Source organism: Curtobacterium sp. Csp2 (genome assembly GCF_013347165.1).
Genome location: NZ_CP054593.1, coordinates 1,342,456 through 1,356,468 on the forward strand (window position 1 = coordinate 1,342,456; position 14,013 = coordinate 1,356,468).

Annotated in this window: 13 protein-coding genes; 10 read left to right on the top strand and 3 right to left on the bottom strand. The window is 74.1% G+C overall.

Translation table 11 applies throughout. From position 1 onward, the window contains the following. Positions 1-130: 130 nt before the first annotated feature. Positions 131-1,111 (bottom strand): o-succinylbenzoate synthase, encoded by a 981-nt coding sequence (locus HUN59_RS06730; RefSeq protein WP_174777918.1) that lies wholly within the window; start codon positions 1,109-1,111, stop codon positions 131-133. A 154-nt stretch (positions 1,112-1,265) separates the two neighbouring features. Here HUN59_RS06730 and HUN59_RS06735 point away from each other — a divergent pair, with 154 nt between their 5' ends. The 4 genes from HUN59_RS06735 (at position 1,266) to HUN59_RS06750 (ending at position 5,230) form a co-directional block, all read left to right on the top strand. Next, positions 1,266-1,931 carry a hypothetical protein gene (locus HUN59_RS06735; RefSeq protein ID WP_174777919.1) on the top strand — a complete coding sequence of 222 codons (666 nt, stop codon included), beginning with the start codon at positions 1,266-1,268 and terminating at the stop codon, positions 1,929-1,931. A 139-nt stretch (positions 1,932-2,070) separates the two neighbouring features. Further along, positions 2,071-3,000, top strand: a complete 930-nt coding sequence (locus HUN59_RS06740; RefSeq protein WP_174777920.1) for a 1,4-dihydroxy-2-naphthoyl-CoA synthase — start codon at positions 2,071-2,073, stop codon at positions 2,998-3,000. Beyond that, on the top strand, positions 3,000-4,136 hold the full coding sequence (locus tag HUN59_RS06745; RefSeq protein ID WP_174777921.1) for an AMP-binding protein: 1,137 nt from the start codon (positions 3,000-3,002) through the stop codon (positions 4,134-4,136). The genes HUN59_RS06740 and HUN59_RS06745 overlap by 1 nt, the downstream gene beginning before the upstream one ends. A 98-nt stretch (positions 4,137-4,234) precedes the next feature. Next, the gene (locus tag HUN59_RS06750) at positions 4,235-5,230 is read left to right on the top strand and encodes a 1,4-dihydroxy-2-naphthoate polyprenyltransferase (protein WP_174777922.1); all 996 of its coding nucleotides are present in this window, start codon (positions 4,235-4,237) and stop codon (positions 5,228-5,230) included. A gap of 55 nt (positions 5,231-5,285) precedes the next feature. On the opposite strand, the gene HUN59_RS06755 is transcribed toward HUN59_RS06750, so the two are convergent. Further along, complete coding sequence (locus tag HUN59_RS06755) at positions 5,286-5,609, bottom strand: DUF4229 domain-containing protein (protein ID WP_174777923.1); 324 nt, start codon at positions 5,607-5,609, stop codon at positions 5,286-5,288. Between the two features lie 78 nt (positions 5,610-5,687). Between HUN59_RS06755 and HUN59_RS06760 the strand changes: the two genes are divergently transcribed. Together HUN59_RS06760 and menD are read left to right on the top strand one after the other, a co-directional pair. Beyond that, positions 5,688-6,044 (top strand): PLDc N-terminal domain-containing protein, encoded by a 357-nt coding sequence (locus HUN59_RS06760; protein ID WP_174777924.1) that lies wholly within the window; start codon positions 5,688-5,690, stop codon positions 6,042-6,044. Beyond that, complete coding sequence (gene menD, locus HUN59_RS06765; protein ID WP_058742575.1) at positions 6,016-7,773, top strand: 2-succinyl-5-enolpyruvyl-6-hydroxy-3-cyclohexene-1-carboxylic-acid synthase; 1,758 nt, start codon at positions 6,016-6,018, stop codon at positions 7,771-7,773. Before HUN59_RS06760 ends, menD begins: the two co-directional genes overlap by 29 nt. A gap of 351 nt (positions 7,774-8,124) precedes the next feature. Here menD and HUN59_RS06770 read toward each other — a convergent pair whose 3' ends face one another. Further along, complete coding sequence (locus HUN59_RS06770; RefSeq protein ID WP_174777925.1) at positions 8,125-9,384, bottom strand: isochorismate synthase; 1,260 nt, start codon at positions 9,382-9,384, stop codon at positions 8,125-8,127. An 84-nt stretch (positions 9,385-9,468) separates the two neighbouring features. Here HUN59_RS06770 and HUN59_RS06775 point away from each other — a divergent pair, with 84 nt between their 5' ends. From HUN59_RS06775 to HUN59_RS06790, 4 genes are all read left to right on the top strand, one after another. Next, positions 9,469-10,281 carry a demethylmenaquinone methyltransferase gene (locus tag HUN59_RS06775; RefSeq protein WP_174777926.1) on the top strand — a complete coding sequence of 271 codons (813 nt, stop codon included), beginning with the start codon at positions 9,469-9,471 and terminating at the stop codon, positions 10,279-10,281. Between the two features lie 30 nt (positions 10,282-10,311). Then, entirely contained in the window at positions 10,312-11,388 is a 1,077-nt protein-coding gene (locus tag HUN59_RS06780; RefSeq protein ID WP_058743334.1) for a polyprenyl synthetase family protein, read from the top strand. Between the two features lie 62 nt (positions 11,389-11,450). Beyond that, the gene (locus HUN59_RS06785) at positions 11,451-12,821 is read left to right on the top strand and encodes an FAD-dependent oxidoreductase (RefSeq protein WP_058743335.1); all 1,371 of its coding nucleotides are present in this window, start codon (positions 11,451-11,453) and stop codon (positions 12,819-12,821) included. A 34-nt stretch (positions 12,822-12,855) separates the two neighbouring features. Then, the gene (locus HUN59_RS06790; RefSeq protein ID WP_174777927.1) at positions 12,856-13,974 is read left to right on the top strand and encodes a heparan-alpha-glucosaminide N-acetyltransferase domain-containing protein; all 1,119 of its coding nucleotides are present in this window, start codon (positions 12,856-12,858) and stop codon (positions 13,972-13,974) included. The last annotated feature ends 39 nt before the right edge of the window (positions 13,975-14,013 follow it).

A 14,013-nucleotide genomic window follows, 5' to 3' on the forward strand; every position in this document is an offset into this window, starting at 1 on the left:
GGGCAGGACACGCCGCGCGCGTTCGCCGCGCGGGCGCATTCCGTCGCCGGGCGACGTCGAGCGGCCCAGATGTGGCCCGCTCGGCGCCCGCTCGGCGCGCCACAAGGGCGCACGCGCCGCCGCCCGCGGGTCAGGCCGCGGCGAGCAGGGCGTGCGTCCGCCGGAGCCGGCCGAGCCACCACGCCCGGCGCTCCGGGGCCGCGGCGTGCCGCTCGAGCAGCTCGACCGACACCTCGGCCCGCCGGACGGCGACGCGCCCGCCGACCGGCAGGAGCGGAGTCGCGGTCACGTCGGCCTCGAACATCGCCGCCGTGCCGAGGCCGGCGGCGTAGCCCGGGGACATCGCCACAGCCGCGAGGAACGCCCCCATCCCGAGCCCGACAGAGGTGTCGAGCGCGCTGGACACCACGCAGGGCAGTCCGGCCTCCGCGACGACCCGCTGCGCAGCGGTCACGCCCCCGAGCGGCTGCGCCTTCACGACCAGGACGTCGGCAGCGCCGGCCCGTGCCACCGCGAGGGGATCGGCGGCGCGACGGACGCTCTCGTCGGCGGCGATCGCGACCCCGAGCCCGGAGGTCCGGCGGCGGAGGTCGGCGAGCTCGGGGACGGTCCGGACCGGCTGTTCGGCGTACTGCAGGTCGAGGGGTGCGAGGTGCTCGAGCGCCCGGACAGCCTGGTCGAAGGTCCACAGGCCGTTCGCATCGACCCGGACGGCGGCGTCCGGACCCATCACACGACGGACCGCGGCGACCCGGGCGACGTCGTCCTCCAAGGTCGTCCCGGGTTCGGCGACCTTCACCTTCGCGGTCGTGCACCCGGGGTAGCGGGCGAGGACCTCGGCGACGCGGTCGGCGGGAACGGCCGGGACGGTGGCGTTCACCGGGACGGAGTCGGCCGCCGGCTCGTGGTCGCTCCAGCCGAAGTCGATCGCCGCGCGGAGCCACGCGGTGGCCTCGGCGTCGTCGTACTCGACGAACGGCGAGAACTCGGTCCAACCGACGGGGCCGCGGAGCACGAGGGCCTCGCGGGTGGTGATGCCGCGGAAGCGCACCCGCATCGGCAGGGCGACGACGTGGGCGTCGGCGGTCAGGTCGGCGAGGTCGGGGAGCACGCTCCATCCTCCCGCAGGGACTGCGAGCGCGCTCGGGCCCCGCCGCAGGTCACGGTCCGGACACGTCCAGCGCGTCCGCCGGTTCCTCGGAGCGGACCGCCAGGGCCGGCCATTAGCATGCGACGGTCGGCCAGCGCCGACGCACGTGCACCACGTGACCGACCGCGTGCACGTGGACGACGTCGCGGCGATGACCGCGACGCACCCTGTGACGAATGGAGGGCCGGTGCCGCCGGAACCGCAGCAGCGCGCGCAGCGAGCGGCCGCGCCCGCGACGAGCGCGCAGCGGCGATCCGCCCCCGCACCGACCCGCACGACGCAGGACAAGCAGGTCCGCACGACGCAGGACAAGCAGGTCCGCACGGCGCCGGACAAGCAGCTCCGAGCCGCGCAGGGCAAGCAGGCCCGCGGGACCGCGAACCAGCGGGTGGGCGCCCGTCCGGCCGGGAGCGGCACGAGCGACTTCGAGCGCCTCATGCAGCGCAACACCGTCGACGCCCGGACCCTCGCGCAGCGGGCCCGCCGGCGCAAGAACCCGATGGCCGGCAAGATCGCCCTCGGCCTCGCGATCGTCTCGGCTGCGGTGGACGCCAGCGCCTTCGCGGTGTTCATGGGCGGCGACACCACCTTCGCGTTCGGCATCTGCTTCGTCGTGGTGTTCCTGACGCTGATCGCCGCGGTGCTCGGCTTCGTCGCCGCGGTCGGGTCGTTCGGCCGCTGGTACGGCGCGATCGGGGTCGTCCTGGCGTTCTTCGCGAACCCGGTGATCCTCATCGTCCTGCTGGTGGTGGTGGCGCCCGAAGCGCTCACCACCATGTGACCGGCCCGACGCACCACGAGCACGACGCACCACGAGCACGACGCACCACGAGCACGACGCACCACGACCACGACGCGGCCCGACGCACCACCAGCACGAGCACGACCGCCCGCCCGGGCTCCGGCGATACGGTGGAGGCATGCCCGCCCCCGTCTCCGACCTGTTCGACCCCGACGTCTGGACCGCGGCTCCGGTCGCGGAGCACTTCACCGACATCACGTACCACAAGCACGTGTCGCAGGGCATCGTCCGCGTCGCCTTCGACCGACCCGAGGTCCGGAACGCCTTCCGTCCCCGCACGGTCGACGAGCTGTACCGCGCCCTCGACGACGCCCGCCAGGACCCCCGCGTCGGCGTCGTCCTGCTCACCGGCAACGGCCCGAGCCCGAAGGACGGCGGGTGGGCGTTCTGCTCCGGCGGCGACCAGCGCATCCGTGGACGAAGCGGCTACCAGTACGTCGGCGACGAGGGTGCCCCGCCCGAGGGCGTCGACCCCGCCGCGGCGCAGGCGTCGATGGGCCGCCTGCACATCCTCGAGGTGCAGCGTCTCATCCGCATGATGCCGAAGGTCGTCATCGCGGTCGTCCCGGGCTGGGCGGCCGGCGGCGGGCACTCGCTGCACGCGATCTGCGACCTGACGATCGCGAGCGCCGAGCACGGGAAGTTCAAGCAGACCGACGCCGACGTCGGCTCGTTCGACGGCGGGTACGGCAGCGCCTACTACGCCCGCCAGATCGGCCAGAAGCTCGCGCGCGAGGTCTTCTTCCTCGCCGAGGAGTACTCCGCCCAGCGCGCCCACGAGATGGGTGCGGTGAACAAGGTGGTGCCGCACGCCGACCTGGAGCGCGAGGCCATCGCGTGGGGCGAGACGATCCTGGGCAAGTCGCCGACCGCGATCCGGATGCTCAAGTACGCCTTCAACGCGGTGGACGACGGGATGGTCGGCCAGCAGGTCTTCGCGGGCGAGGCCACGCGCCTCGCCTACGGCACTGACGAGGCGGTCGAGGGCCGCGACTCGTTCCTGCAGAAGCGCGAGCCCGACTGGACCGCCTTCCCCTGGCACTTCTGATGGCCCGCCCGCTGGTCGCGCTGGGGGCGTCCGACCCGTCGGCCGTGCTGCGCGGCCTGGAGGCAGCGCTCGCCGGCGGCCCCGCGCTGCTCCCCGTCGCGGAGGACGCCCCGGCCCTGCCGACCGCACCACCGTCCCACGTCGAGCAGCGGGTCGCCCTGGTCGTCGAGACGAGCGGCTCGACGGGGACCGGCAAGCGGGTGGCGCTGTCGTCCGACGCCGTCCTCGCGGGTGCGGCGGCCGCGGACGCGGCCCTCGGCGGACCGGGCGCGTGGCTCCTCGCGTTGCCGACGCACTACATCGCCGGCCTCAACGTCCTGACGCGGTCGATCACCGCCGGGACGACCCCGGTCGTGCTGCCCGTCGGCCACTTCGACCCCGCGGCCTTCGCGGACGCGGTGGACCGGCTCGACGTCGGTCCGGCCGACCCGCGACGCTACACCTCGCTCGTCCCGGTGCAGCTGGCGCGGGTGCTCGACGACCCCCGGGCGACCGCGGCCGCGGCGACGCTCGACGCTGTGCTCGTCGGCGGGCAGGCAACCCCGGTGCCCCTCCGCGAGCGTGCCCGTGCCGCCGGCGTCCGTGTCGTCACGACCTACGGCGCGAGCGAGACGAGCGGCGGCTGCGTGTACGACGGCGTTCCCCTCGGGCCGGTGCGGGCCGCGGTCGACGACGGGGAGCTGCTGCTCGCCGGGCCGGTGCTCGCCGAGGGGTACCTCGGCGACGACGAGCGGACGGCGCGCACCTTCACGGAGCGCGACGGCCTCCGCTGGTACCGGACGGGCGATGCCGGGCAGGTCGAGGACGGCCGCGTCCGCGTGCTCGGGCGGCTCGACGACGTCGTGATCTCCGGTGGTGAGAAGGTCCCGCTCGGTGCGGTCGAACGGATCGTGCGCGGCATCGCCGGACAGGAGAGCGCGGTGGTGACGCGCCGCGCGTCCGCGGAGTGGGGCGAGGTGCCCGTCGTCGTGACGGAGCGGTCGCTCGACCTGGCCACCGTGCGCGCCGTCGTCGGCGACGCCCTCGGCCGGGCCGCCCGGCCCGCCGACGTGGTCGTCGTGGACCGCGTGCCGATGCTCGCGTCGGGCAAGCCGGACCGCCGGGCGGTGCGGGCGCTCGCCGACCCCGCCAGCTGACGGACCCCCGTCCTGACGGGCCGGGCCACCTGACGGACCGGACCGGCGTGGGGGAGGTGCGCCGTGCCTCCCGGTCGACGTCGGTACGATGGTCGGCCGTGGCACGTACGAAGAACACGACCCCGGCGAAGCGCCGCAGCGGCAACCCCGCGAAGGCCGCTGCGCCGCAGCGCACGAAGCGGCGCGCGACCGCACGCGACTGGATCGGCGGGGCGCGCCTGCGCACCCTGACGCTCGGTGTCGTCCCAGTCGTCCTGGGAACCGGCGTCGCGTTCGTCGACAGCGGCGAACCCGGCGACTTCGGCGCGTACCTGGCGAAGGACCACCACCTCGTCGTGGCGCTGCTCGCCCTCGCGGTCGCGCTGTTCCTGCAGATCGGCGTGAACTACAGCAACGACTACTCGGACGGTGTCCGGGGCACCGACGAGTTCCGCGTCGGACCCGCACGTCTGACCGGGGCCGGGCTCGCGAAGCCGCGCACGGTGCTCACCGTCGCGCTGACGTTCTTCGGCCTGGCCGCGGTCGCGGGTCTCGTCATCGTCGTGCTCACCGGGCTGTGGTGGCTGCTGCTCGTGGGCGCCGCCGCGATCGTCGCGGCCTGGTTCTACACCGGGGGCAAGCGGCCCTACGGGTACAACGCCCTCGGCGAGGTGTTCGTCTTCGTGTTCTTCGGGCTCGTCGCCGTGCTCGGTACCGAGTTCGTGCAGATCCGTGCCGTCACGACGAGCGGCTGGGCGGCCGCCGTCGCCGCGGGCCTGTTCGCGTGCGCGGTCCTCATGGTGAACAACATCCGCGACATCGACGAGGACCAGCAGGCGGGCAAGCGCACCCTCGCGGTCGTCGTCGGCCGTCCGGTGGCCCGCGTGCTCTTCGCGCTGTTCCTGCTGCTGCCCTACGTCGCGCTGCTCTGGTTCACGCTGCTGTACTTCCGGACCGGCTTCGCGTACTTCTCGCTGCTGCTGGCCCTGCCGGCGCTGGCGATCGGGGTGTCGTCGCGGAAGCCGCGGGAGCTCATCACCGCGCTCCAGCTGTCGTCCTTCGCGTCGCTGGCCTACGGCGTCGTGCTCGGCGTCACGCTCGCCGTCCAGCCGTAGCGGCCGCTGGGGCGGTCAGGCCCGAGCGGCGCCGGGCCCGGCCGGTGGCGGCGAGTCACTCCTCGCCGGACTCCCGACGGACCTCGTGCCGCTCGGCATCGGACACCGGACGCGGCGCGGGGGAGTCGGAGTCGGCGGCGTCGACGAAGTCGTCCTCGAAGTCGCTGTCCGCGTCGTGCTCCTTGCGGGTCCGACGGGACGCGAGGCTCGAGGTGACCTGGCCGCGCAGTCCCGGGAGCGCGATGTACGAGACGAGCAGGCCGATGAGCGCCGCACCGATCGTCGCCCAGTACCAGGGCAGACCGATCACGAACAGGACGACGAGGGCCACGGCGAAGATGCCGAGCCGGGCCAGGGTGTAGACGAGCCACGCTTTCACCCGACGAGTCTACGGACCCCACGGCGCACGGCGGCTGACGGGCAGGCGCATCCCAGGCGCCGAACCTAGACTCCGTCCATGGTCCGTCTGTGGTTGATCGTCGTCGTCGCCGCCGTGGCCTTCACGGTCTACGCGGTCATCGACTGCGCGACCATGCCCCGGCAGCGCATCCGGTCGCTCCGCAAGGGCTGGTGGATCCTCCTCGTGCTCGTCCTGCCCGTCCTCGGCGCCGTGCTGTGGTTCCTGCTCGGCCGGGCACCGACGGCCAGCGGCCCGGGCCCCCGCTACCGTGGACCCGAAGACGACCCGGACTTCCTCGGCGGCCCCCGTGCTCCCGAGCCCCACCGCACGGACAAGGACCAGGACGACGAGACCCTCCGAGACCTCGAAGAACAGTTCCACGAGCGTGACGACGACGGCCCCGCCGATCGCTGACGGCGCCACGGGATCCGGCAGCCCGGCGACCGACTTCGCCCTCGCGCTCCTCAGCGCCCTCGCGCGCGCCGGCGTCACCGACGTCGTCGTCAGTCCGGGTTCACGCTCGCAGGCCCTCGCCCTCGCCGCCGTCGCCCTCGAACGGGCCGGCGGGGTCACGGTGCACGTCCGGCTCGACGAGCGCACCGCCGGGTTCTTCGCCCTCGGGCTCGCCGTCGAGAGCGGCCGGCCCGCCGCGGTCGTGACGACCTCGGGCACCGCCGTCGCGAACCTGCACCCCGCCGTGCTCGAGGCGCACCACTCCGGTGTACCGATGGTCGTGCTCAGCGCCGACCGTCCGGACGAGCTCCGCGGCATCGGCAGCAACCAGACGACCGTGCAGCCCGGGCTGTTCGGCCCTGCGGTCGCCTTCGTGCGGGACGTGCAGGCGCCGACCGCGGGTGGGGTCGACCAGGACGCCGTCCGGTCCCTCGCGCGCGAGGCCGTCGCCGTCGCCGCCGGCCACGCCGGCCAGCCGGGTCCGGTCCAGCTCAACGTGGCCTTCCGCGAGCCGCTGTCCGCGGGGCTCCGCGCCGAGGACGTCCAGGGCGTCGCCGACGACGAGGTCGACCTCGAGCACGCCCGGCGCCGGGTGCACACGGACCTGCCCGTCGCGGAGCTCGCGCCCGACGAGGTCCCCGGGACCGTCGTCGTCGCAGGACACGACGCCGGCGAGGACGCCGAGCGGATCGCGTGGGAGCTCGGTGCGCCGCTGCTGGCCGAGGTGTCGAGCGGAGCGCGCTTCGGGCGGAACCTCGTCGTCGCCTACCGCGACCTGCTCCGCGACGCCGACTTCGGTGGTGCGGTCCGCCGCGCGGTCGTGCTCGGCCACCCCACGCTCAGCCGCGAGGTCCCCGCGCTCCTGCAGCGCGACGACGTCGAGACGGTCGTGGTCCGCGGACCGGGGGCCGACCCGTACGACCCGGCCCGTGCCTCCCGTCCGTCCGCCGAGACCACCTTCGTGTCCGACGTCCGCGTGACGGGCCGGACCACCCCGGCACACCGGGCGTGGGTGGGGCGCTGGGTGGCGACGAGCCGCGCGCTCCTCGGCGACGGCGACGCCGGTCCGGACCTGGACGCCAAGCGGTCCGCCGACCGGACCGAGCGCAACCGATTCCTGCGCGACGAGGTCGCGCTGCGCCGCCGCGCGGTCGACCGCGAGATGCTCGTCGAGGCGGTCTGGGGTGCGACGTGGCCGCACGACCGGCTCGTGCTCGGCGCCTCGCAGCTCATCCGGGTCGCGGACGCGCACGTCGCCGGCAAGAAGCTCCGGGTGCACGCCAACCGCGGGCTCGCGGGCATCGACGGCACGGTGTCGACGGCGCTCGGGATCGCGGCGGCGCTGGACCGGTCACCGGACTCGATCGGCACGACGCGGGTGCTCGTGGGGGACCTGACGTTCCTGCACGACCTCGGCGCGTTCGTCACCGGGACCGAGGAGCGGCGGCACCGCGTGCAGGTCGTGGTCGGGAACGACGGCGGGGGCGCGATCTTCCGCGGGCTCGAGGTCGCCGCGACCACGCCCGAGCAGGACATGCGCCGGATGATGACGACGCCGCAGCAGGTGGACGTCGAGCGCGTGGTGACCGGGCTCGGGTGGTCGTACCGGCGGGCGGCGACGTGGGGTGACCTCGAGGCTGTGCTCACCGACCCTGCGGAGCGGCTGGTCGTCGAGGTGCCGCTGGGCTGACGGGCTGGCACCCGCTCGTGCGCTTTCGTCTCGTCTCGTCGAGACGGACCGGTCGCGTCGAGACGCCGCCGGATCCGGGGGCGTCTCGCGTGTGGCGGTGCGTCTCGCGCGGACGCGGGCGTCTCGCGTCCGCCGTGTGGCCGGGTGGCACCGGACGGGAGGCACGGTGCGGGCCCGCCACGATCCTCCCGTCCGGGGGCGGTCACGCGGGTGACGTTCCTGCCCATCGCACCCGACATGGGAAGCCGATCCGCGCGTCGGAGGCCGGAAGGAACGACTGCCCACGCGCGGATCGGTCTTCAATGCGCGGATCGGCACCCGACGCGCGGATCGGTCTCCCCGCCGCCGCGCTCAGGCCAGGGCGTCGCGCACCGGGCGGAACTTGAGCGCCGTCTCGGCGACCTCGCGCGCCGGGTCGGAGCCGGCGACGATGCCGGCGCCGGCCCAGGCGCGTACGGTCCCGTCGTCCTCGATGCGAGCGCTGCGGAGCGCGAGCATCCACTCGCCGTCGCCGTTAGCCCCGAGCCAGCCGACGGGTCCGGCGTAGCGGCCCCGGTCGACGCCCTCGAGCTCGGCGACGAGCCGCACGGCCACGTCGGTCGGCGTCCCGGCGACCGCGGCCGTCGGGTGCAGCGCGTCGGCGACGTCGAGCGAGGTCGTCCCGGCGGGGAGCGTCGCGCGCACGTCGGTCGCGAGGTGCCAGAGGTTCGGCAGCTGCAGCCGGAACGGCTCCGGGTCGGCCCGCAGGTCGGTGGCGATCGGTCGGAGCGCCGCCAGCAGGCTCGCGATCGCGAAGCCGTGCTCCTCGACGTCCTTCCCACTCGACGCCAGGGCCTCGGCGGCGGCGCGGTCGGACACCGGGTCGGTCCCGCGTGCGGCGCTGCCGGCGAGCACCCGAGCGGACAGCTCGGTGCCGTCCGTCCGGGCGAGCGTCTCGGGCGTGGCTCCGACGAGCCCGTCCACGGCGAAGGTGACGCACTGCGGGTAGGCGGCGGCGAGGTCGAGCAGGATCGCCCGGCGGTCGGCGCCGTCCGGCAGGGTCCCGACGAGGTCGCGCGCGAGCACGACCTTCTCGGCGCGGCCCGCGGTGATCCGGCGGACGGCCTCGGCGACGTTCGCGGCGTAGGTGTCCTCGTCGACCCGGCCGGGGCCGAAGGCGACCGAGACGTGCCAACCCACGGCGGGCACCGGGACCGAGGTCCGGGTGAACGCGAGCGGAGCCGGGTCCGGGGTCGTGTCGACGGCGGTGAGCCATGCCTTGCCGCGGCGCTTGCCGATGACCACCCGGGGGACGACCAGCACGCTGCGCTCGGCGGAGTCGTCCGCGAAGGTGAAGGAGCCGAACGCCACGAGCCCGGTCCCGCGGAGCTGCACCGGGTCGTCGACCACGGCGCTGCCGACGACGTCCCGCCAGACCGCGGCGGCGTCGCGCATCCGGTCCGGTCCGGAGAACTCGAAGCGCAGGGCCTCGCCGATCCCGACGATGCCGTCGCCGCCCCGCACGAACGCGAGCGGAGCGTCCCGCAGGGTGTGCCGCAGCACGTCGCCGGGATCGTCGAGGATGCGGGTCGAGACCGTGAGCGTGGGAGCCGCCGTGGTGGTTCGGGTCACGCACCGATCGTACGCGCGGACGGGGTGCACGGGCCCCGGCCCGGCGTCGGGGACACCCTCGGGCGCGACCTCTAGGATGGTGCGGTGAGCAGAGCGGACCTGAGCAAGCAGCCGGCTGAAGTGGCGGCCATGTTCGACGACGTCGCCGCGAAGTACGACCTCACGAACGACATCCTGTCCGCGGGCAACGCCCCGCTGTGGCGCGTCGCGACGGTCCGTGCGGTCGACCCGCAGCCGGGGGAGCGCGTCCTCGACATCGCCGCGGGCACGGGCACGAGCGCTGCTGCCCTCGCCAAGAAGGGTGCCGAGGTCACCGCGCTCGACCTGTCCGCGGGCATGATCGCCGTCGGGCGTGAGCGCCACCCCGAGATCACCTTCGTCGAGGGCGACGCCGAGCAGCTGCCCTTCGACGACGACTCGTTCGACGCCGTGACGATCTCGTTCGGCCTCCGCAACGTGAACGACCCGATGCAGGCCATCACCGAGATGCTCCGGGTGCTCAAGCCCGGCGGTCGCGTCGTGATCTGCGAGTTCTCCACCCCGCCGATGGCGCTGCTGCGCTTCGGCTACGGCGCCTACCTCAAGCGCGTGCTCCCAGGCATCGCGCGGCTGTCGAGCAGCAACCCGGCCGCCTACCGCTACCTCGCCGAGTCCATCGAGGCCTGGCCCGATCAGCAGGTCCTCAGCCAGTGGCTGCGCGGCGTCGGCTTCACGATGGTCGCGCACCGCAACCTGACCGCCGGCATCGTCGCGCTGCACCGCGGCCGGAAGCCCGTCGCCGGCACCGTCCGCGAGTCGGTGGCCCGCCGTGCCAAGGCCCGTCGGGAGCACCAGCACACGGGCGAGCAGCCCAGCGTGGTCGACCCCGGCGCCGAGCAGCCCGGCACGGACGCCTGACGGCCCCCACCCCCGAACACGGAGCAGCACTTGAACCCGAGCGTCCCGGTCGCACGTCGCGCACCGAGTCTCCGCGCGTCGTTGGGCATCGGCGAGCGACTCTTCGCCACGCCGTCGGAGCGCCGCTTCATCACCGCCGTCGACGACGGTCTCGAGCTCGTCGAGGAGCAGCTCGAGGTCGCGATGCGGTCCACCGACACCCTCGCCGACACGACGAGCCGCTACCTGCTGTCGGCCGGTGGCAAGCGGATCCGTCCGACGCTGACGCTCCTCATCGCGCAGCTCGGCCAGGGTGTGACGGACGCCGTGGTCAAGGCCGCGGTGAGCATCGAGACCACGCACCTCGCGTCGCTCTACCACGACGACGTCATGGACGAGGCCCCGGTGCGCCGCGGTGTCCCCGCGGCACACGTGACCTACGGCAACAACGTCGCCATCCTGACGGGCGACCTGCTGTTCGCCCGTGCGAGCCTCATCACCGCGGACCTCGGCACCGAGGGCATCCGGATGCAGGCCGAGACCTTCCAGCGCCTCTGCATGGGGCAGCTCCACGAGACCACCGGCCCGCAGCCCGAGGACGACCCCGTCGAGCACTACATCCAGGTGCTCAGCGACAAGACCGGCTCGCTCATCGCCACCGCGGCCCGAGCCGGTGTGATGTTCTCGGGCGCCGACCGGGCGTACCTCGACGCCGTCGGCACCTTCGGCGAGAAGGTGGGCGTCGCGTTCCAGCTCGTCGACGACGTGATCGACCTGGCGCCCGCGACGGACAAGACCGGCAAGATCGCCGGCAACGACCTCCGCGCCGGCGTCGACACCCTGCCCCTGCTCCAGCTCCGCCGACTCGCGGGTGACGACGCCGAGGCCGCCGCGCTGCTCGGCCGCATCGAACGCGACGTCAAGGACGCCCCGGACGACGCCGTCGACTCCACGCCGTACCAGTCAGCGGTCGCCGCGCTCCGGGCGCACCAGGCGACCACCGCCACGCGCGCCGTCGCCGTGCGCTGGGCAGAGGAAGCCGTCGAGGCCCTCGCCCCGCTGCCCGACGGCACCGTGAAGCGCGCACTCACCCGCTTCGCCGAGTCGGTCGTCGAGCGGAGCCGATGACCTCGCCGGCACACCAGCCGACACCCCCGGCAGCACCCCGCACGAACGAACTGGAGACACCAGTGACCACCCTCCGACTCGCCATCGTCGGCGCCGGTCCCGCCGGCATCTACGCCGCGGACATCCTGCTGCGGGAGGCCCGCGGCTTCGACGTCTCGATCGACCTGTTCGAGCAGCTGCCGGCGCCGTACGGCCTGGTCCGCTACGGCGTCGCACCGGACCACCCCCGCATCAAGGGCATCGTGAACGCGCTGCGAGACGTGCTCGACCGCGGTGTCGTCCGGCTGTTCGGCAACGTGCGGTTCGGCGAGGACATCACGCTCGACGACCTGCAGCAGCACTACCATGCGGTGCTCTTCTCGACGGGCGCGATCAAGGACGCCGACCTGGACATCCCCGGCGTCGAGCTCGAGGGCTCCTACGGCGCGGCGGACTTCGTCAGCTGGTTCGACGGGCACCCGGACGTCCCGCGCACCTGGCCGCTCGAGGCCGAGAGCGTCGCGGTGATCGGCAACGGCAACGTCGCCCTCGACGTCTCCCGCATCCTCGCGAAGCACGCCGACGACCTGCTGCCGACCGAGATCCCCGCGAACGTCTACGACGGCCTCAAGGCCAGCCCCGTCACCGACGTGCACGTCTTCGGCCGCCGCGGTCCGGCGCAGGTGAAGTTCACGCCGCTCGAGCTCCGCGAGCTCGGTGAGCTCCGCGACGTCGACATGGTCGTGTACGACGAAGACTTCGACCATGACGAGGCCTCGAAGACCGCCATCGCCACGAACAAGCAGGTCATGGTGATGAACCGCGTGCTCGAGCAGTGGCGCCAGCGCGAGACCGGCACCGCCAGCCGCCGCCTGCACCTGCACTTCTACGCGAAGCCCCTCGAGCTCGTCGGCGAGGACGGCCACGTCACGGCGATCCGCTACGAGCGCACCCGCCCCGACGGTCTCGGCGGGGTCGAGGGCACCGGCGAGGTCCGCGAGCTCCCGGTGCAGGCCGTGTACCGCGCGGTCGGATACTTCGGGTCCCCGCTGCCGGGCGTGCCGTTCGACGAGCGCACCGGTGTCATCCCGAACCACGAGGGCCAGGTCCTCGATGCCGACGGCCACCAGCTCCCCGGCATCTACGCCACCGGCTGGATCAAGCGCGGACCCGTCGGGCTCATCGGACACACCAAGTCCGACGCGATGGAGACCGTCCAGCACATCGTCACCGACCAGGCGTCGTGGTGGAGCCCGGCCGACCCGTCGCCCGAGGCTGTCCCGGCGCTGCTCCGCGAGCGCGGCGTGGAGTTCACGGACCTCGACGGCTGGCACGCGCTCGACGAGCACGAGCAGGCACTCGGCGGCGCCGAGGGTCGCGAGCGCATCAAGGTCGTCCCGCGCGACGAGATGGTCGACGTGTCGCTCCGTCGCGTCGACCAGCCGACGAGCTGACCGCCCCGACGACCACCGCGCTCCCCGCACCGCGATGACCACCGCCCGCCCCGCACCGCCCGCCGCGATGCGGGGCGTGCTCGTCGCGCCCGGACGGCTGCAGGGCGTCGACGTGGCGCGGGCCCTCGCGCTGCTCGGCATGATGGCCGCGCACGTCGGCGGCGTCGCGGACGCGTTCGACTGGGCCGACGGCGCGACGTGGTCCGCCGTCGTGAACGGCCGGCCGTCGACGCTGTTCGCGGTCCTCGCCGGGGTGTCGATCGGGTTGACCAGCGGCCGCACCACTCCGCCCGGACCGCCGGCGATCGGCCGGGTCCGCGCACGGTTCGCGGTCCGCGCGGTCGTCGTGGTCGCGATCGGGCTGCTGCTCATGGCGCTCGACACGCCCGTCTACGTCATCCTGCCGACCTACGGGGCGCTCTTCTTGCTCGTCGTGCCGGTCCTGCGGCTGCGCGCACGGTGGCTGTTCGTGCTCGCCGCGGTGTGTGCGCTCGCGTCGCCGGTGGCTGCCCTCGCGGTCGTCCCGCTCTACGCGGACGCCGGCATGTTCGGGGTGCAGCTCGGGCTGGTCTACCCCGTGGTCACGTTCCTGGCGTACGTCTTGGTCGGACTCGCGGTCGCCAGGAGCGGACTGGAGGATCGTGTCCGGCAGGTCCTGCTCCTCGCGTCCGGCGCGCTGGTCGCCGCCACCGCCTACGTGGTCGGGAACCTGGTCGCCCCGGTCCCGGCGGACGCCGAGTACGCGTTCCCGGGGCTGCCGTACGCTCCGGACGACAGCACACCGGGGCAGGTGCTCGCGCAGTACTTCGCGTCGCCCCGGGACCACTCGTCCTCGGTCGTGGACGTCGTGGCGACGGCCGGGATCGCCGTCGCGGTCGTCGCCCTGTGCACGCTCGTGTTCGACGGACGTGGTCGGACGGTCGCCCGGGTCGCGTTCCCGCTCGCGGCGGTCGGGTCGATGCCGCTGACCGTGTACGCCGGCCACCTCGTCGTCATCGCGGCGCTGCCCGAGTACCCTGAGTCCGCGACCGCGTGGGGCTGGTTCGCCGTCGGCTCGGTGCTGTTCGCGATGACGTGGCGGACGTTCCTGGGACGCGGCCCGCTCGAGCGGCTCGTGGCGCGGCTCACCCGACTGGTGCCGGACGCTCGCTGACCAGCCCAGGGTGCCGGAACCGCATCGACGTCGGAGGGG